Raw genomic sequence first — 17,651 nt, forward strand, 5'->3', positions numbered from 1 at the left:
GCTCCTTAGAAGCCTAAACTGGACAGCAAATCGTCTACGTCGTCTTGCCCGGATACAACGTCTTCACGTTTATCGGCATGAATCTGCGGACCTTCACCCTTGGCGAGGTGTTTTTGTGGATCTTTTTCAGAAAGGATCGCTTCGCGGTCATGTTCGATGCCGGCAAACCGGTCAACTTGACCCGCCATCAACACCAGTTTGAGCAGGTTGCTTTCCACTTCGGTGACCAGTTGGGTCACGCGCTTGATCACCTGACCGGTGAGGTCCTGGTAGTCCTGGGCCAGCAGAATGTCATTCAGGTTGCTGGAAACCGTGCGGTTTTCCTGCTCGCTGCGGGACAAAAAGCCCTCGACCCGACGCGCCAGTTCACGAAACTCTTCAGCGCCCACTTCCCGACGCATGAACCGGCCCCAGTCAGTGCTCAGGGCCTTGGCTTCACTGGCCATACCGTTGACCAGAGGCGTGGCGTTTTCCACCAGGTCCATGGTGCGGTTGGCCGCCGCCTCAGTCAGCCTGACCACATAGGACAGGCGTTCGGTGGCATCCGTGATCTGCGAGATTTCTTCGGCCTGGGGCATGTGCGGGTCAATCTGAAAATTGACAATCGCACTGTGCAACTCACGCGTGAGCTTGCCCACTTCCTGGTACAGGCCGCGGTCACGGGTCTGGTTGAGCTCATGGATTAACTGCACCGCGTCACCGAACTGGCCTTTTTCAAGGCTTTCGACAAGTTGGTGGGCATGTTTTTTCAGGGTCGACTCGAAGTCGGCCTGCGATGATTCTTTATGCTCCATAGCTCCCCCGTGGCAGCATCAATGACCGATGCGTTCGAAGATCTTTTCGATCTTCTCTTTCAAGGCCAGTGCAGTGAATGGCTTGACCACGTAGCCGTTAACCCCGGCTTGGGCGGCTTCGATGATCTGTTCACGCTTGGCTTCAGCGGTCACCATCAGCACAGGCAGGCTGCGCAGTTTTTCATCCGCGCGCACGTGGCGCAGCAGATCGATACCGGTCATGCCCGGCATGTTCCAGTCCGTTACCAGAAAGTCGATGCTCCCGCTGTTGAGGATCGGAATCGCCGTAATGCCGTCATCCGCCTCGACCGTGTTAGTGAACCCAAGGTCACGCAACAGGTTTTTTATGATCCGCCGCATCGTTGAGAAGTCATCAACGATGAGGATTTTCATGTTCTTGTCCAATTCGACCTCCAAGCAGTCTTAAACGCGCCCAGCACCTGGGCGCGCCATATCAATCAACAGGCGTTACACAAAAAGGACTACCGGGGGCGCACCACGGGCCAAGCCCGTCCGGGCGCAGCGCCTGGACGGTATCGTTCGCAGTGTCCCCACACTGCCTGTCAGCGCGCTCGCCACTCTCCCAAACGCCCCCGCAAGCGGGCCGCGCACTGGCTGTGTAACTGGCTGACTCGCGATTCGCTGACTCCCAGGACCTCACCGATTTCCTTGAGGTTCAGCTCTTCGTCGTAGTACAGCGCCAACACCAGTCGCTCACGCTCCGGCAAATTGGCAATCGCGTCCGCCAGCGCAGTCTGGAAGCGTTCATCTTCCAGATCGCGTGACGGTTCGAGATGAGCACTCGCGCCGTCCTCGTGCAGCCCTTCATGTTCGCCGTCCTGCAAAAGGTCGTCGAAACTGAACAGGCGGCTGCCCAAGGTATCGTTCAAAATCCCGTAGTAATCGTCGAGACTCAATTGGAGTTCGGCCGCAACTTCGTGATCTTTAGCGTCGCGACCGGTTTTTGCTTCAATTGAGCGAATTGCGTCACTTACCATGCGCGTATTGCGGTGTACCGAACGCGGCGCCCAATCACCTTTACGCACTTCATCGAGCATGGCCCCACGGATACGAATACCCGCGTATGTCTCGAAACTTGCGCCCTTGCTCGCATCGTATTTGGTCGACACTTCGAGCAAGCCGATCATCCCGGCCTGGATCAAGTCTTCGACCTGGACACTGGCGGGCAGGCGCGCCAGCAAGTGATAGGCAATGCGCTTGACCAGGGGCGCATAGCGCTCGATCAATTCGACTTGACTGTCACGTGCCGACTTCTTGTAAAGGTTGTAGCCGCTGGATGTCATAGCACCGGTCCTGCGCTCGTCTGATGCACCAATCGCTCGACGAAAAACTCCAGATGCCCACGCGGGTTGGCGGGCAACGGCCAGGTATCGACCTTCTGGGCAATAGCCTTGAACGCCAATGCGCACTTCGAACGAGGGAACGCTTCATAGACCGCACGCTGCTTTTGCACGGCCTTGCGTACGCACTCGTCGTAGGGAACTGCGCCAACGTATTGTAAGGCGACATCGAGGAAGCGATCTGTGACCTTGGTCAACTTGGCGAACAGATTCCGCCCTTCCTGCGGGCTTTGGGCCATGTTGGCCAGCACGCGGAAGCGGTTCATGCCGTAGTCGCGGTTGAGCAGTTTGATCAGCGCGTAGGCGTCGGTGATCGAGGTCGGTTCGTCGCACACCACCAGCAACACTTCCTGGGCTGCTCGCACGAAGCTGACCACGGACTCGCCGATCCCGGCGGCGGTGTCGATCACCAGCACGTCGAGGTTGTCGCCAATGTCGCTGAACGCCTGAATCAGGCCGGCATGCTGCGCCGGGCTCAGGTGCACCATGCTCTGGGTGCCGGACGCGGCCGGCACGATGCGAATCCCGCCGGGGCCTTGCAACAGTACGTCGCGCAGCTCACAGCGGCCTTCGATGACATCGGCCAGGGTATGTTTGGGCGTCAGTCCCAGCAGAACGTCAACGTTCGCCAGACCCAGGTCAGCATCCAGCAGCATGACGCGACGGCCAAGCTCTGCCAGGGCCAGGGACAAATTCACTGACACGTTAGTTTTCCCGACGCCACCTTTGCCGCCGGTCACCGCGATCACCTGTACGGGATGCATGCTGCCCATTTTATTTCTTTACCTTGTCTTGCTTAGACGCAGGCTACATGACTTGGCCGCGCGAACTGCTGGCAGACCATCGATGTAGATACTTTGCACTGTGTTCATATTGCCTCAGCCGACACGTTTGTTCGGACTGTGGTAGAGGTCAGCAAACATGTCAGCCATCGCTTCCTCACTGGGTTCTTCCTGCATTTGCACGCTGACAGCCCGGCTGACCAACTGATGACGGCGCGGCAGATGCAAATCATCCGGGATCCGCGGCCCGTCGGTCAGGTAAGCAACCGGTAATTCATGACTGATGGCCAGGCTCAATACTTCGCCCAGGCTTGCCGTTTCATCCAGTTTAGTCAGGATGCAGCCCGCCAGCCCACAGCGCTTGTAGCTGTGATAGGCGGCGGTCAATACCTGCTTCTGGCTGGTGGTAGCAAGTACCAAATAGTTTCTGGATTTGATCCCGCGCCCGGCCAGGCTTTCCAGCTGCATGCGCAGGGCCGGGTCGCTGGCTTGCAGGCCGGCGGTGTCGATCAGCACCACGCGCTTGCGCAGCAGTGGGTCGAGGGCGTTGGCCAGGGACTGGCCCGGGTCGACGTGGGTCACCGGCACATTGAGAATGCGGCCCAGGGTCTTGAGCTGTTCCTGGGCGCCAATGCGGTAGCTGTCCATGCTCACCAGCGCGATGTTCTGTGCGCCGTACTTGAGCACGTAACGTGCGGCCAGCTTGGCCAGGGTGGTGGTCTTGCCCATGCCGGCAGGGCCGACCATGGCAATCACGCCGCCTTCTTCCAGGGGTTCGATTTCCGGGGTGACGATCATCCGCGCCAGGTGGGCCAGGAGCATGCGCCAGGCCTGGCGAGGTTCTTCAATTTGGGTGGTCAGTTGCAGCAGGTCGCGGGACAGCGGGCCGGACAGGCCGATGCGTTGCAGGCGACGCCACAGGTTGGCCTGTTGCGGCTGGCTGCCCTGCAACTGGTTCCAGGCCAGCGAGCCCAGCTGCACTTCCAGCAGTTCACGCAGGCCGTTGAGTTCGAAACGCATCGAGTCGAACACTCGCTGGTCTACCGCTGCCGCCGGGGCGGGCGCAGCAGGACGCGGCGGCTCAACAAAAGTCGGTTCTACCAGCGGCTCGGACGCCGTCAGCGGCAACCCGGCAAACAGCTGGCGATTGGTGGAGGCATCGCTGTCGCCACGCATGCTCAGTTCAGCCTGGGCCGAGACAATGCGCGAAGCGGTCTTGCGCAGCTCGTCTTCCAGTTCCATGTTCGGCACACGCGGCGCCAGGGCCGAGGGCTTGTAATCGAGGGCAGCCGTCAGCTCGACACCGCCGGCAATACGACGGTTACCGATAATCGCAGCGTCGGCGCCCAGCTCATCACGTACCAGTTTCATGGCCTGACGCATATCGGCGGCGAAAAAACGCTTCACTTGCATATCCCACTACCTCAGCCGTTGGGCCCTACTGTCGCGACGATAGTCACTTGCTTATTGTCAGGAATTTCCTGGTAAGCCAATACATGCAAATTCGGTATAGCCAGGCGTCCAAACCGCGACAACATCGCCCGGACGGGGCCAGCCACCAGCAGGATCACCGGATGGCCTTCCATTTCCTGGCGCTGCGCGGCCTCAATCAACGAACGCTGCAGCTTCTCAGCCATGCTTGGCTCCAGCAACACGCCTTCATCAGCGCCCTGCCCAGCCTTCTGAATACTATTGAGCAATATTTGTTCCAACCTTGGTTCCAAGGTGATCACAGGCAGCTCGGAGTCAAGCCCTACAATGCTTTGGACGATTGCACGCGACAATCCGACGCGCACTGCGGCCACCAGGGCGGCAGTATCTTGACTCTTGGCGGCATTGTTGGCGATAGCTTCGGCAATGCTGCGAATGTCCCGCACCGGCACCTGTTCGGCCAACAGCGCCTGCAGCACCTTGAGCAGTTGCGAGGTAGACAGCACGCCCGGCACCAGTTCTTCGGCGAGCTTTGGCGAGGCTTTGGCCAGCAATTGCAAGAGCTGCTGGACTTCTTCGTGGCCAATCAGCTCGTGGGAATGCTTGTACAGAATCTGGTTGAGGTGAGTCGCGACCACGGTGCTGGCGTCGACCACGGTATAGCCGAGCGACTGCGCCTGGCTGCGCTGGCTGATTTCGATCCAGACCGCTTCCAGGCCAAAAGCCGGATCTTTGGCGGTAATGCCGTTGAGCGTACCGAACACCTGGCCCGGGTTGATCGCCAGTTCGCGGTCCGGGTAGATCTCGGCTTCGGCCAGGATCACCCCCATCAAGGTCAGGCGGTAGGCGCTGGGAGCCAGGTCGAGGTTGTCGCGGATGTGCACGGTGGGCATCAGGAAGCCCAGGTCCTGGGACAGCTTCTTGCGCACGCCCTTGATCCGCGCCAGCAATTGGCCGCCCTGGTTGCGATCCACCAGGGGAATCAGGCGGTAGCCGACTTCCAGGCCGATCATGTCGATCGGGGTCACGTCGTCCCAGCCCAACTCCTTGGTTTCCTGGGCCCGGGCCGGGGACGGCAGCAGTTCCTGCTGGCGTGCGACTTCCTGCTGGGCAATCACTTTGATGTTGTTTTGCTTTTTCCAGAACAGATACGCACCGCCTGCCGCCAGCGCCGCCATGCTCAAGAAGGAGAAATGCGGCATACCCGGGACGATGCCCATGATCGCCATGATGCCCGCCGCCACGGCCAATGCCTTGGGCGAAGCAAACATCTGCCGGCTGATCTGCTTGCCCATGTCTTCGGAGCCCGAAGCACGGGTCACCATGATCGCCGCTGCTGTAGATAACAACAGTGATGGCAATTGCGCCACTAAACCGTCACCGATGGTCAGCAGGGCGTAAACCTTGCCGGCGTCGCCGAAGGTCATGCCGTGCTGGAAGATGCCGACTGCCATGCCGCCGATCAGGTTGATAAACAGAATCAGCAGGCCGGCGATGGCGTCACCGCGCACGAATTTGCTGGCACCGTCCATGGAACCGTAGAACTCGGCTTCCTGGGCGACTTCAAGACGGCGGGATTTGGCCTGGTTCTGGTCGATCAGGCCGGCGTTGAGGTCGGCGTCGATGGCCATCTGTTTGCCGGGCATCGCGTCGAGGGTGAAACGCGCGCTCACCTCGGAAATCCGCCCGGCGCCCTTGGTCACTACCACGAAGTTGATGATCATCAAGATCGCAAAAACCACGATACCGACCACGTAGTTACCGCCGATCACCACCTCACCGAAGGCCTGGATCACCTTGCCTGCGGCGGCGTGGCCGTCCTGGCCGTGGAGCATCACCACCCGGGTAGAGGCCACGTTAAGCGCCAGCCGCAGCAGCGTGGCGATCAGCAGAATCGTCGGGAATACCGCGAAATCCAGCGGTCGCAGGGCGTACACACACACCAGCAGCACGACCACAGACAGCGCGATGTTGAAAGTGAAGAACACGTCCAGCAGGAACGGCGGCATTGGCAACATCATCATTGCCAGCATCACCAGCAACAACAACGGCACACCCAGATTGCCTCGCGAGAGGTCAGTCAGGGTGCCACGTGCCGTGTTGAGCATTTGAGAACGATCCACCGGTATTCCTCGTTTCCTTGAAGCAAACTTTTGACGCCGGGAGGCGTCCTGGAGGCGGTATTGCAAGAAGCCTTCCAACTTTTGCCTGAGGGAGCAGATCGGCCTCGCGGGCAGCCAGGCACTACCTCCGTAAACCCATCACCTGTGGCGAGGGAGCTTGCTCCCGCTGGGCTGCACAGCAGCCCCAGAACGGCTTACGCGTTTTGCCTGAATAACCGCGATAACTTTATTTGGGGGCGCTTCGCACCCCAGCGGGAGCAAGCTCCCTCGCCACACAAGCCCGTTCGCGGGAGATGGCGAAACGTCCGACAGGTATTTAGGGTTGCTGGTGGGAAAGTCGATCTCTAGTCTTCGGGCACCGCTGCAAACGCAGCGGGCGGGCGTCGCGGCCCGAGTGAATTCAGGCGCAAAGCGCCATTGTCCGCTTTCAGTTGACGCCTTTTTATCGTCTACTGTGCGGCGCCATGGTGGCTGTGCGCGGGATACCTTCGGGTATGCCGGTTTCCTGATCCCGGTCCGCGAACCTGCGTACAGCTACCACCCAATCGCGTCGCGGCGATAAGTGGCAGCTCCATTTAATTCAGGAGCTTCACAATGATTAAACCCACACCAAATCCTCCACTCGGTTCCGAAACCAACAACTCCCCCGTCGTACTATTCACCGTCATCGACGGCATCAGCGCCGAAGACTTGCTGGTCAACCTCACCGAAACACTGGCTTCGGCCCATGCCCTGACCTGCGACTTTGCCTTTGAGCTGGAAGGATCGCGACGGGAAGGCGCGCTGGGGATTGCGCAGTTGATTGAGGTAGCGCGACTGTTGGCCGATCGGGTGCTGGATGACATAGCGCCCTCGCCTGCGATTTAAACGTTGCCAGATGCAATTGCGGGAACGCTCAGGGGGATTTTTGTTGTTTGGGCGGACGCCTTCGCGAGCAAGCCCGCTCCCACATTTGACCGTGTACACCCGGTAGGAACGCGGTCGAATGTGGGAGCGGGCTTGCTCGCGAAGAGGCCGGCACAGGCGCTACAAAACTCAGGAATCCCGACGCAAATCCGGCGGAATCGGCAGGTCTTTGAGCGGATCCGGACGTTTGCCCTTGCCCGCGCGGTACTGGCGGATCTGATACACGTACGCCAACACCTGAGCCACCGCCAGGTAGAGCCCGGCCGGAATCTCCTGGTCCAGGTCGGTGGAGTAGAAGATCGACCGTGCCAACTCCGGCGACTCCAGCAGCAGGATGTCGTTGGCCACGGCAATCTCACGGATTTTCAACGCCGTGAAATCACTGCCCTTGGCCAGCAACATCGGCGCCCCGCCCTTCTCCGGGTCGTACTTGAGCGCTACGGCGTAGTGAGTCGGGTTGGTGATAACCACGTCGGCGTCGGGAACGGCAGCCATCATCTTGCGCTGGGACATCTCGCGCTGCAGTTGGCGAATCCGCTGCTTGACCTCGGGCCGACCTTCCTGGTCCTTGTGCTCGTCGCGCACTTCCTGCTTGGTCATCAGCAGTTTCTTGTGGCTTTCCCACAGCTGGATCGGCGCGTCCACCGCAGCAATGATGATCAACCCACAGGCCATCCACAGCGAACTCCAGCCCACCACTTGCACGCTGTGGATGATCGCCAGCTCGATCGGCTCATGGGCGATGCGCAGCAGGTCGTCGATGTCGGACGACAACACCGTCAACGCCACAAACAGGATCAGGATGAACTTGGCCAACGCCTTGAGCAGTTCCACCAGGGCCTTGGTGGAAAACATCCGCTTGAGCCCGGGCCCCGGGTTCATCCGGCTGAATTTGGGCGCCATGCTGCCGGCGGCAAACAGCCAGCCACCGAGGGAAATCGGGCCGATCAGTGCGGCCAGCAACAAGGTGATCAGGATCGGTTGCACCGCGAGGATCGCGATCTTGCCGGAGTGCAGCAGGTACAAGCCCATGGCACCCGGGCTGAGCAGCACCTCACGGGGCAGGGAGAAGTTCAGGCGCATCAACTCCATCAGGTCCAGGGCCAAGCCACCGCCGTAGATCAGCAGGCCACCGGAGCCGGCGAGCATGATCGCCAGGGTGTTGAGCTCTTTGGAACGGGCAATCTCGCCCTTTTCCCGGGAGTCCTTTTTACGTTTCTCCGTGGGGTCTTCTGTTTTGTCCTGGCCACTCTCGCTCTCGGCCATGGCTTACCGCGCCCGCGCCAAGTCACGTAAGAACTGCAAGGCGTCAGTCGCCAGCGGTTGATACTGATTGAGAATGTCAGCCATGCCGACCCAGAAAATCCCCATGCCCAGCACCAGGGTCAACGGGAAACCGATAGAGAAGATGTTCAATTGCGGCGCCGCCCGGGTCATCACGCCAAAGGCGATGTTGACCACCAGCAGCGCGGTGATCGCCGGCAATACCAGCAGCAACGAGGCGCCGAGCACCCAGCTCAGGCGCCCCACCAGCTCCCAGAAGTGATTGACCACCAGCCCGCTGCCCACCGGCAAAGTGGTAAAGCTTTCGGTCATGACCTCGAACACCACCAGGTGGCCGTTCATGGCGAGGAACAGCAAGGTCACCAGCATCGTCAGGAACTGCCCGATCACCGCCACCGAGACGCCGTTGGTGGGGTCGACCATGGACGCGAAGCCCATGCCCATCTGGATCGAGATGATTTGCCCGGCAATCACGAAGGCCTGGAAGAACAGCGTCAGCGAGAATCCCAGCAAGGCGCCGATGATGATTTGCTCGGCGATCAGCATCAGCGCACTGAGGTCCAGCGCGTTCACCGGCGGCATCGGCGGTAAACCCGGCACGATGACCACGGTAATTGCCACCGCGAAATACAGGCGAATGCGCCGCGGCACAAGCGTGGTACCGAACACCGGCATGGTCATCAGCACCGCCGTGACCCGGAACAACGGCAGGATGAACGAGGCCACCCAGGCGCTGATCTGGGTGTCGGTCAACGCCAACATCGAATTCACGGGGTCAGCCGATCAACTGCGGAATACTGCCGTACAGCTGCAGGATGTATTCCATGAAGGTTTGCACCAGCCACGGGCCGGCAACGATCAAGGTGATCAGCATCACCAGCAGGCGCGGCAGGAAGCTCAGGGTCTGTTCGTTGATCTGGGTCGCAGCCTGGAACATCGCCACCAGCAGGCCCACCAACAGGCTCGGCACCACCAGCACGGCGACCATCATGGTGGTCAGCCACAGGGCTTCACGAAACAGGTCGACCGCTACTTCTGGCGTCATCGTCTACACCCCACCGAAACTGCCGGCCAGGGTGCCGATAATCAGCGCCCAGCCGTCCACCAACACAAACAGCATGATCTTGAACGGCAACGAAATGATCAGCGGCGACAGCATCATCATACCCATGGCCATCAGCACACTCGCCACGACGAGGTCGATGATCAGGAACGGAATGAAGATCATGAAGCCGATCTGGAACGCAGTCTTCAGCTCCGAGGTCACGAACGCCGGCACCAGAATGGTCAGCGGCGCCATGTCGGGGCTGGCGATGTCGGTACGCTTGGACAGCCGCACGAACAACTCAAGGTCGCTGGAGCGGGTCTGCGACAGCATGAAATCCTTGATCGGGCCCTGGGCTTTGTCGATCGCATCCTGGGCGGTCATTTTCTCCGCCAGGTACGGTTGCAAGGCTTGCTGGTTCACCTTGTCGAACACCGGCGCCATGATGAACAGCGTCAGGAACAACGCCATGCCGGTCAGGATCTGGTTCGACGGCGTCTGTTGCAGGCCGAGGGCCTGACGCAGGATCGAGAACACAATGATGATGCGAGTGAAACTGGTCATCAGCATCACGAACGCCGGGATGAAGCTCAGCGCGGTCATGATCAGCAGGATCTGCAGGCTGACCGAATACTCCTGCGCGCCCGCCGCGTTGGTGCCCAGGGTGATCGCCGGGATCGACAACGGGTCTGCCGCGTACGCCAGCGGCGCGGCCAGCAACAGCATGAGCGTCAATAAAACGCGCATTACTTCTTATCCTTCTGATCCTTGCCCAGCAACTCCATGAGGCGCTGGGCGAATTCCGGCGTGGCCGCTTGGGTCTGGGCCACTTCCACAGGCTGCTTGAGCACGTGCAACGGTGTGATGCGGCCGGGGGTGATGCCCAGCAGGATCTGCTCTTCGCCGACTTGCACCAGCACCAGCCGGTCCCGCGGGCCAAGGGCGCGCGAACCCACCAGCTCAATCACCTGAGCATTGCCCGGGCCGATGCGCTGTACGCGGCGCAACACCCAGGCGAGCACGAAGATCAGCCCCACCACCAACAACAAGCCCAGCACCAGCTGGGTCAGTTGCCCGCCAACGCCACTGCCGAGCGCCGGTGCGGCTGCCTGGGCGACCGGTTCTGCTGCCAGTACGCTCAAGGGCAGCGTCGATAACAGTCCTACCAATGAGCGCTTCATATCAACGCAACTTCTTGATGCGTTCGCTCGGGCTGATCACGTCGGTCAGGCGGATGCCGAACTTCTCGTTGACCACCACCACTTCGCCATGGGCGATCAGCGTGCCGTTGACCAGCACGTCCAGCGGCTCGCCGGCCAGGCGGTCCAGCTCGATCACCGAACCCTGGTTGAGTTGCAGCAGGTTGCGGATGTTGATTTCTGTGCTGCCGACTTCCATGGAGATCGACACCGGGATGTCGAGGATCACATCCAGGTTCGGACCGTCCAGGGTCACCGGCTCGTTGTTCTTCGGCACGCTGCCGAACTCTTCCATGGGAAGGCGGTTGCCCACCGGTGCGGTGGCCGCATCGGCCGCCAGCAGCGCGTCGATATCGTCCTGGCCGACATCGCCGGTTTCTTCCAGCGCAGCCGCCCACTCGTCAGCCAGGGCCTGGTCTTCGGCGGAAGTGTTTTCGTGTTCAGTAGCCATTACATGTCCTCGGCGGAGCAGAAATTAGTGTGGATCAGCGGCGGTTGATCGGTTCAATCACTTGCAACGCGAGGTTGCCTTTGTGAGAACCGAGCTTGACCTTGAACGACGGCACGCCGTTGGCGCGCATGATCAGTTCTTCCGGCAGTTCAACGGGAATCACGTCCCCCGGCTGCATGTGCAAAATATCCCGCAAACGCAACTGGCGACGGGCCACGGTGGCGCTCAGGGGCACGTCGACGTCCAGCAGGTCTTCGCGCAGGGCCTTGACCCAGCGTTCGTCCTGGTCGTCGAGGTCGGACTGGAAGCCGGCGTCGAGCATTTCGCGCACCGGCTCGATCATCGAGTACGGCATGGTTACGTGCAGGTCGCCGCCACCGCCATCGAGTTCGATGTGGAAGGTGGAGACCACAATGGCTTCGCTGGGGCCGACGATGTTGGCCATGGCCGGGTTCACTTCCGAGTTGATGTACTCGAAATTGACTTCCATGATCGCCTGCCAGGCTTCCTTCAAGTCGATGAAGGCCTGTTCCAGCACCATGCGCACCACGCGCAATTCAGTCGGGGTGAATTCACGGCCTTCGATCTTGGCGTGACGGCCGTCACCGCCGAAGAAGTTATCCACCAGCTTGAACACCAGCTTGGCGTCGAGGATGAACAACGCGGTGCCGCGCAGCGGTTTGATCTTGACCAGGTTGAGGCTGGTGGGCACGTACAGCGAGTGCACGTATTCACCGAACTTCATCACCTGCACACCGCCCACCGCCACGTCCGCCGAGCGGCGCAGCATGTTGAACATGCTGATGCGGGTGTAACGGGCGAAACGCTCGTTGATCATCTCCAGGGTCGGCATACGTCCACGGACGATGCGATCCTGGCTGGTCAGGTCGTAGCTTTTGACGCTGCCGGGCTCGGCAGCCATTTCGGTCTGTACCAGACCATCGTCGACGCCGTGGAGCAGCGCATCGATTTCATCCTGGGACAGCAGGTCCTGCACGGCCATGTCGTGATCCTACTGCAATACGAAATTAGTGAAGAGCACCTGCTCGATCACCGGTTTGCCGACTTCCTTCTGGGCCACTTCCTGCACGCTGGCAGTGACCTTCTGGCGCAGCATTTCCTGGCCCACCGGAGTGGCGAGAGTGTCGAAGCCTTGTGCGGAGAACAGCATCACCAGGTTGTTGCGGATCACTGGCATGTGCACCTTGAGGGCATCCAGGTCTGCCTGGTTCCGCGCCAGCAGGGTAATGCTCACCTGCAGGTAGCGTTGACGGCCGTTCTGATTGAAGTTGGCGACAAACGCCGGAAGCATCGGCTCGAAGATTGCCGGTTGCTTGACGTTAGGGTTGACCTCGGCCGTCGCGGCCGGTTTGCTCTGGGCACTGTGCATGAAGTACCAGGTAGCCCCCACGGACAGGCCGATCGCCAGGAACAAGGCCAGGACAATCAGCAGGATAAGCTTGAGCTTGCCCTTGCCTGCGGGTGGTGTTGCTACGTCGTCGCTCTTCGCCATGCCAATAATCCGTCACTATTCAGGGATTCATAGTTCTGGGGAAAGGCAAGAGCAAGTGTTATGCCAGAGTTGTCTGTTTGATCACGGTTTCGCCGACACTGCAAAACCAATGTGGGAGCGGGCTTGCTCGCGAAAGCGGTGGGTCAGCACCTGTAACGGTGACTGACACTCCGTATTCGCGAGCAAGCCCGCTCCCACATTTCGATCATCGCCAGGCCTTGGATCAGGCGTAATAGTCCACGGCGCTGGAGCCAATGATGGACTGCACCACCGGCGCGGCAACTTCAGCCAACTCACCAATACCGCCGCCATCAACCCCATCACCCCGCCCGCCACTGCCACTGACGCCGCGTGCCTGGTTCTGCTGTTGTTGGTCCTGGCCCTGCTGACCCTGCCAGCCACGGGACTGGTCGGACACGTTGACGTCGACCTGGCCCATGCCCTGCTGGGCAAACATCTCCCGCAGGCGGCCTGACTGGCTTTCCAGTGCTTCACGAACCACCGCGTGACCACTCATGAAGGTGACCTGCGCCTGCTGGTCGGCAGACATTTTCACACTGATATCCAGGCGACCCAGCTCAGCCGGTTGCAGCTGGATTTCTGCCGACTTGAGGTTGGCGCTGGACAGGTACATGACCCGGTTTACCACCTCGTCGGTCCAGCCGCTCTGGTGCATGGCCAGTGGTGCGTTGGCCACCGGTGGCAGGGCATTTGCGGTTTTCGGGGTGGCGGCCTGGGTCAGCGCGGCGAGGCGGTTGGCGAAATCGTCGACACGGGTGTCGCTGCGGGCGTCTTTCAGGTCTTTGAGGCCGCCATCGATCAGGCCGGTGAAGGCTTTGTCGCCGCCCTGGTCGGTGCTGTCCTTGGTCGCTTGCTGGTCGACCATGCTGGCCAGGCCAGTGGCGAAGTTTTGCGCGGCCGTTGGCTGGTCCTGGGTCGGGGCCGGCGTGCCTTTGGCTGGGGTTTGGCTGCTGGCGGACACGTGACCGCCCTGCTCCATGGCCAGGCGTACGGCGGGCATTGCGTCCAGCGGGTCGGCTTCTGGGTCGAAGGCCGGCTTGGCGTCGTCGGTGGCGGCCACGGGTGGCGCTACTACTGGCTGGGACTTGTCATCTTTCGCCGCGACCGGTGCCGGTGTTTCGACGGGCGTTGGCGTTGCGGGTACCGGGACAGGCACTACCGCGGCCATCAGCGCCGGGTCGACGGCTGGGTCGACCGGGGGTTGCTGGGCCAGGGTTGGGTCGTCTGCCGGGGTCGTGTCGTCGGTCTTGGCGGTGGTGTCCGGGGTGTCGGACTTGGCCGGCGGGGTGGCAGGCAAAGTCTTGCCGTTATCGGCAACTGATGGAGTGCCGGCGGCAGGCTTGTCGTTGTTGGCGGCGGGCTTGGTGCTGGCGTCCGCAGGTTTGTCGCGGGTCGATTTGGTGGTGGTGTCGGTGGGTTTTGCCGAGGGCGCGGGGGCTTGCTTGGCGAACACCTGAGCGAAGCCCGGGGCCTTGTCCCGCGGGTCCGCAGCCACTGCCGGTGGATTGGCAGCGGGCGCTTGAGGCTTGGCCGCGGGGGCCGCCTGCAGGAGCGAATTCGGGGTGATTGCCATAGATAAGAGTCTCCGCCGCACAGGGGTCGAGGGTGCGGTTACAGGAGGTAGAGCAAGAGTTGGGCCAGGTTTTGGTTTGGGGGTGTATATCCGTTATTTGGGTGATGGCTTGTATGGGTTCCGCTCTTACAGCGGGTCACTTTTGAAAGGAGCCCAAAAGTAACCAAAAGGCTCTTGCCCCACCACTCGGCACCTCGCCTAGGCTCGGTGTGCCCTCACTCCGGCTTTGGAGCGTGGGCCGCCGCGATGGGCCATCCTTGGCCCAGCGCGGCTAACCCGGCGTCCTGCCGGGTTACCCACGCTCCAAAGCCTGCGTTCGGCCAGCGTGGTTTAACGGGGCGCCTAAGATCAAGATCAAAAGCAGATCAAGCACAGCGGCCTCCCGGCCGGCTTGAGTGTGGTGAAGCAACAGCAACAGCAACAGCAAAATCAGAAGCTAAAGCGGGCACGGTCCAAATGTGGGAGCGGGCTTGCTCGCGAAGGCCGTTAACGATGACGCTGGCATTCTGGATGAACGCGGCGGTCTCAGGTTTTTCGCGAGCAAGCTCGCTCCTACACGCTTTTCAAAAGTGACCCGCTGTTAGAGCGGAACCATAAGCCGCCGTTACCTAAATAACGGATATACACACCAAAAGCGTCAAAGCTGAAACCGCCCCCGCTCATGCTCATACAACGGCCGCACCAGCGAAAACTCCTGGTCAATCTCGTCCACCAACCCCCCAAGGTCCGCATGCACAGGCTTGGCCGACGTATCCTCGAGCAACTGACAAAGCTCAGCCAACCGCACCGCCCCAAGGTTACCGCTGCTCCCCTTAAAGCTATGCGCAATCCGCCCCAACGCCTTGGCATCATCACGAGCCCTGCGCAACGCCTCTACCCGCTTCTGCGAGTCATCGAGAAACGTGTCGAGCAACTTCGGATACTCACCCTCCATGACCTCCTGCAAGCCAGTCAGCACATCGGGGTCCAGATGAATCTCTGCCACTTGTTCGCTCCTTGATCAAGAATCGGCGGATTATGCCAGAGCCTTCCATGAAAACTCCACGCACACACACCGCCCGCCGTCAGACCAGCCTACCTGGCTGCTCAACTGCCGCACCAGGCTCAACCCCCGACCAGACAGACGGTCAACATCCAGCGGCCTGGCCAGCACCGCCTCCACATCAAACCCCGGCCCGCTGTCCTCGATCCGCAAGGTCAGACAACCACCCTCCCCGGTCGGCACTACATCCAGGTGCACCCGCACAAACCCACTGTCCAACCGCGCCAGCCGCTCATTACGCTCACGGTAATACGCCGCAAACCCCTGAGCATCACGCTTGAGCCGCGAATCCAGCCCCAGCACCCCATGCTCCAGGGCATTGGAATACAACTCAGCCATCACGCTATACAACGCCCCGCTCTGCTCCCGCAGCACATGGATCTCCAACAGCAGCTGCAACAGATACGGCAACGGGTTGTAGGACTTGAGCGTCTCGGCACGAAACTCAAAGCTCACCGACCAATCCAGCGGCGACGACTGGCCACTGTCGGAATACACCACCGACGGCGAACGCAATGGCTCACCCGCCTGCAGGCTGATCTCCACCATGCTGACGTCATCACGCACTTCGCCACGAAAAGCCGCCAGGGCTTGCTCAATCTCCTCGAACAACCGGTCCGGCTCACGGTTGGCCGCAAACACTTGCTGCAAACGCTCGGCGCCAAACAGTTGCTCATGGACATCAGCGGTATCCAGCACGCCATCCGACAGCAGAAACACCCGGTCGCCCAGCGCCATCGGCCAGACTTCAGTGCGGTCATCAAACGCCTCGGCCGCCAATACGCCCAACGGCAAATGCCGCGACACCAGCGGCGTGCGCTTGCCGGTGGCGATGTCATGCACATAACCCTCGGGCATGCCGCCGTTCCACACCTCCACAACGCGGCGCTGGGCGCTGAGGCACAGCAAGGTGGCGCAGCAGAACATGTCCACCGGCAGGATGCGCTTGAGCTTGGCGTTCATCTCCCGCAGGGTCTGCGCCAGGCCGTAGCCCTTGGCAGTCATGCCGTAGAACACTTCCGCCAGCGGCATCGCGCCGACCGCCGCCGGCAAACCGTGGCCGGTAAAGTCACCCAGCAGCACATGCATATCACCCGATGGCGTGTAGGCAGCCAGCAACAGGTCACCGTTGAACAGCGCGTAGGGCGATTGCACGTAGCGAATATTCGGCGCGGCATTGATGCAGCCGGAATGCGCGACCTTGTCGAACACCGCCTTGGCGACCCGCTGCTCCTGCAGCAGATAGTCGTGGTGCCGGGCGATCAGGTCGCGCTGCTGCAACACCGTGGCCTGCAAGCGACGTAGGCGGTCCATGGCGTTAATCTTCGCCGCGAGGATCACCTGGTTATAGGGTTTGGCCAGGAAGTCGTCGCCGCCGGCATCCAGGCACCGGGCCAGGGCTTCGCTCTCGCGCAGGGAAGTCAGGAAGATGATCGGCACCAGCGCCTCCCCCGCCAGTTGCTTGATCTGCCGGGCCGCTTCGAAGCCGTCCATTACCGGCATCAGTGCGTCCATCAACACCAATTGCGGCCGCTCGCGGATGAACACTTCCACAGCTTCCTCACCGTTGCTGGCGGTCAGTACCTGGTGGCCCTGACGACGCACGATGCTCGACAGCAATAGCAAATCGGCGGCGCTGTCTTCGGCGATCAATACCGTCAGCGCCTCAAGGACCGGGGCCAGGACGCTCAAGTGAGATCGAACAGTTTGTCGAAGTTGGAGATGGCGAGGATCTTGCGCACGTCGGAGTTGCTGTTGACCACCTGCACTTCGGCATTGTCACCGCCGGCATGGTCCCGCAGCAGCAGGAGCATGCCCAGGGCAGAGCTGTCCATGTAGGTGGTTTCCTTCAAGTCCACCACGTAGATCTCGGGCACCTTGTAGAACTTTTCGTAGGCATCACGAAAAGCCTGGTGACTACCGAAATCGAATCGCCCCTTAACGGTGATCGTCGCTTTCTTCCCATCCAGGGACACTTCTGATTCGACTGACATACGACTGCTTCCTTGTCATTGGCAATGTGCAACAAGGTTTAGCAGGTGATGGGGAAGTGGGCAACTCCATGTAGGAGCGAGCTTGCTCGCGAAGAACGCAAGACCAGCGCGTAAATCCTGATCGCCCCGCGT

Annotated in this window: 19 protein-coding genes; 1 reads left to right on the plus strand and 18 read right to left on the minus strand. The window is 60.7% G+C overall.

The features are described from left to right. Positions 1–5: 5 nt before the first annotated feature. The 6 genes from HBJ59_RS11740 to flhA form a co-directional block, all read right to left on the minus strand. Complete coding sequence (locus tag HBJ59_RS11740; RefSeq protein WP_063028114.1) at positions 6–794, minus strand: protein phosphatase CheZ; 789 nt, start codon at positions 792–794, stop codon at positions 6–8. An 18-nt stretch (positions 795–812) separates the two neighbouring features. Continuing rightward, positions 813–1,187 carry a chemotaxis response regulator CheY gene (locus HBJ59_RS11745; RefSeq protein ID WP_005790040.1) on the minus strand — a complete coding sequence of 125 codons (375 nt, stop codon included), beginning with the start codon at positions 1,185–1,187 and terminating at the stop codon, positions 813–815. 170 nt (positions 1,188–1,357) lie between these two features. Continuing rightward, positions 1,358–2,098 carry an RNA polymerase sigma factor FliA gene (gene fliA / locus HBJ59_RS11750; protein WP_076015161.1) on the minus strand — a complete coding sequence of 247 codons (741 nt, stop codon included), beginning with the start codon at positions 2,096–2,098 and terminating at the stop codon, positions 1,358–1,360. After that, entirely contained in the window at positions 2,095–2,928 is an 834-nt protein-coding gene (gene fleN, locus HBJ59_RS11755) for a flagellar synthesis regulator FleN (protein WP_003192912.1), read from the minus strand. Before fleN ends, fliA begins: the two co-directional genes overlap by 4 nt. Before the next feature lie 105 nt (positions 2,929–3,033). Further along, positions 3,034–4,350: a flagellar biosynthesis protein FlhF gene (gene flhF / locus HBJ59_RS11760; protein WP_017477470.1), complete on the minus strand. Its 1,317-nt coding sequence runs from the start codon at positions 4,348–4,350 to the stop codon at positions 3,034–3,036. Positions 4,351–4,361: 11 nt separating this feature from the next. Beyond that, the gene (gene flhA / locus HBJ59_RS11765) at positions 4,362–6,476 is read right to left on the minus strand and encodes a flagellar biosynthesis protein FlhA (protein WP_218585839.1); all 2,115 of its coding nucleotides are present in this window, start codon (positions 6,474–6,476) and stop codon (positions 4,362–4,364) included. 609 nt (positions 6,477–7,085) lie between these two features. Between flhA and HBJ59_RS11770 the strand changes: the two genes are divergently transcribed. Continuing rightward, entirely contained in the window at positions 7,086–7,358 is a 273-nt protein-coding gene (locus tag HBJ59_RS11770; protein WP_076015159.1) for a DUF6124 family protein, read from the plus strand. Positions 7,359–7,526: 168 nt separating this feature from the next. Here HBJ59_RS11770 and flhB read toward each other — a convergent pair whose 3' ends face one another. The 12 genes from flhB to HBJ59_RS11830 form a co-directional block, all read right to left on the minus strand. Next, on the minus strand, positions 7,527–8,663 hold the full coding sequence (flhB, locus tag HBJ59_RS11775; protein ID WP_093207489.1) for a flagellar biosynthesis protein FlhB: 1,137 nt from the start codon (positions 8,661–8,663) through the stop codon (positions 7,527–7,529). A 3-nt stretch (positions 8,664–8,666) separates the two neighbouring features. Next, a complete protein-coding gene (gene fliR, locus HBJ59_RS11780) occupies positions 8,667–9,443 on the minus strand; it encodes a flagellar biosynthetic protein FliR (protein WP_167663946.1) in 777 nt (258 codons plus the stop codon). Between the two features lie 13 nt (positions 9,444–9,456). Then, the gene (gene fliQ / locus HBJ59_RS11785) at positions 9,457–9,726 is read right to left on the minus strand and encodes a flagellar biosynthesis protein FliQ (protein WP_003214552.1); all 270 of its coding nucleotides are present in this window, start codon (positions 9,724–9,726) and stop codon (positions 9,457–9,459) included. Between the two features lie 3 nt (positions 9,727–9,729). Continuing rightward, positions 9,730–10,473: a flagellar type III secretion system pore protein FliP gene (gene fliP / locus HBJ59_RS11790; protein WP_003214554.1), complete on the minus strand. Its 744-nt coding sequence runs from the start codon at positions 10,471–10,473 to the stop codon at positions 9,730–9,732. Continuing rightward, positions 10,473–10,907 carry a flagellar biosynthetic protein FliO gene (fliO, locus tag HBJ59_RS11795; protein WP_167663644.1) on the minus strand — a complete coding sequence of 145 codons (435 nt, stop codon included), beginning with the start codon at positions 10,905–10,907 and terminating at the stop codon, positions 10,473–10,475. Before fliO ends, fliP begins: the two co-directional genes overlap by 1 nt. A 1-nt stretch (position 10,908) precedes the next feature. Next, positions 10,909–11,376, minus strand: coding sequence for a flagellar motor switch protein FliN (fliN, locus tag HBJ59_RS11800; protein ID WP_063028102.1), 468 nt, complete (start codon positions 11,374–11,376; stop codon positions 10,909–10,911). A gap of 34 nt (positions 11,377–11,410) precedes the next feature. Continuing rightward, complete coding sequence (gene fliM / locus HBJ59_RS11805) at positions 11,411–12,379, minus strand: flagellar motor switch protein FliM (protein WP_010166091.1); 969 nt, start codon at positions 12,377–12,379, stop codon at positions 11,411–11,413. 9 nt (positions 12,380–12,388) lie between these two features. Continuing rightward, positions 12,389–12,889, minus strand: a complete 501-nt coding sequence (fliL, locus tag HBJ59_RS11810; RefSeq protein WP_167663645.1) for a flagellar basal body-associated protein FliL — start codon at positions 12,887–12,889, stop codon at positions 12,389–12,391. Positions 12,890–13,112: 223 nt separating this feature from the next. After that, positions 13,113–14,483: a flagellar hook-length control protein FliK gene (locus HBJ59_RS11815; protein WP_167663646.1), complete on the minus strand. Its 1,371-nt coding sequence runs from the start codon at positions 14,481–14,483 to the stop codon at positions 13,113–13,115. Between the two features lie 637 nt (positions 14,484–15,120). Then, positions 15,121–15,468, minus strand: coding sequence for an Hpt domain-containing protein (locus HBJ59_RS11820; RefSeq protein WP_076015153.1), 348 nt, complete (start codon positions 15,466–15,468; stop codon positions 15,121–15,123). A 30-nt stretch (positions 15,469–15,498) separates the two neighbouring features. After that, a complete protein-coding gene (locus tag HBJ59_RS11825) occupies positions 15,499–17,217 on the minus strand; it encodes a fused response regulator/phosphatase (RefSeq protein WP_167663647.1) in 1,719 nt (572 codons plus the stop codon). Continuing rightward, a complete protein-coding gene (locus tag HBJ59_RS11830) occupies positions 17,214–17,519 on the minus strand; it encodes an STAS domain-containing protein (protein ID WP_076015151.1) in 306 nt (101 codons plus the stop codon). The genes HBJ59_RS11825 and HBJ59_RS11830 overlap by 4 nt, the downstream gene beginning before the upstream one ends. Positions 17,520–17,651: the final 132 nt, after the last annotated feature.

Source organism: Pseudomonas sp. AN3A02 (assembly GCF_011765255.1).
GTDB lineage: Bacteria > Pseudomonadota > Gammaproteobacteria > Pseudomonadales > Pseudomonadaceae > Aquipseudomonas.

Excerpts from the sequence above, each read along its gene's own strand:
- flhF (WP_017477470.1), bottom strand. The coding sequence starts at position 4,350 with ATGCAAGTGAAGCGTTTTTTCGCCGCCGATATGCGTCAGGCCATGAAA.
- HBJ59_RS11745 (WP_005790040.1), bottom strand. The coding sequence starts at position 1,187 with ATGAAAATCCTCATCGTTGATGACTTCTCAACGATGCGGCGGATCATA.
- fliM (WP_010166091.1), bottom strand. The coding sequence starts at position 12,379 with ATGGCCGTGCAGGACCTGCTGTCCCAGGATGAAATCGATGCGCTGCTC.
- HBJ59_RS11815 (WP_167663646.1), bottom strand. The coding sequence starts at position 14,483 with ATGGCAATCACCCCGAATTCGCTCCTGCAGGCGGCCCCCGCGGCCAAG.
- fliL (WP_167663645.1), bottom strand. The coding sequence starts at position 12,889 with ATGGCGAAGAGCGACGACGTAGCAACACCACCCGCAGGCAAGGGCAAG.
- fliN (WP_063028102.1), bottom strand. The coding sequence starts at position 11,376 with ATGGCTACTGAACACGAAAACACTTCCGCCGAAGACCAGGCCCTGGCT.
- flhB (WP_093207489.1), bottom strand. The coding sequence starts at position 8,663 with ATGGCCGAGAGCGAGAGTGGCCAGGACAAAACAGAAGACCCCACGGAG.
- fliP (WP_003214554.1), bottom strand. The coding sequence starts at position 10,473 with ATGCGCGTTTTATTGACGCTCATGCTGTTGCTGGCCGCGCCGCTGGCG.
- HBJ59_RS11830 (WP_076015151.1), bottom strand. The coding sequence starts at position 17,519 with ATGTCAGTCGAATCAGAAGTGTCCCTGGATGGGAAGAAAGCGACGATC.
- HBJ59_RS11770 (WP_076015159.1), top strand. The coding sequence starts at position 7,086 with ATGATTAAACCCACACCAAATCCTCCACTCGGTTCCGAAACCAACAAC.
- fleN (WP_003192912.1), bottom strand. The coding sequence starts at position 2,928 with ATGGGCAGCATGCATCCCGTACAGGTGATCGCGGTGACCGGCGGCAAA.
- fliO (WP_167663644.1), bottom strand. The coding sequence starts at position 10,907 with ATGAAGCGCTCATTGGTAGGACTGTTATCGACGCTGCCCTTGAGCGTA.
- fliR (WP_167663946.1), bottom strand. The coding sequence starts at position 9,443 with ATGTTGGCGTTGACCGACACCCAGATCAGCGCCTGGGTGGCCTCGTTC.
- HBJ59_RS11740 (WP_063028114.1), bottom strand. The coding sequence starts at position 794 with ATGGAGCATAAAGAATCATCGCAGGCCGACTTCGAGTCGACCCTGAAA.
- fliA (WP_076015161.1), bottom strand. The coding sequence starts at position 2,098 with ATGACATCCAGCGGCTACAACCTTTACAAGAAGTCGGCACGTGACAGT.
- flhA (WP_218585839.1), bottom strand. The coding sequence starts at position 6,476 with ATGCTCAACACGGCACGTGGCACCCTGACTGACCTCTCGCGAGGCAAT.
- fliQ (WP_003214552.1), bottom strand. The coding sequence starts at position 9,726 with ATGACGCCAGAAGTAGCGGTCGACCTGTTTCGTGAAGCCCTGTGGCTG.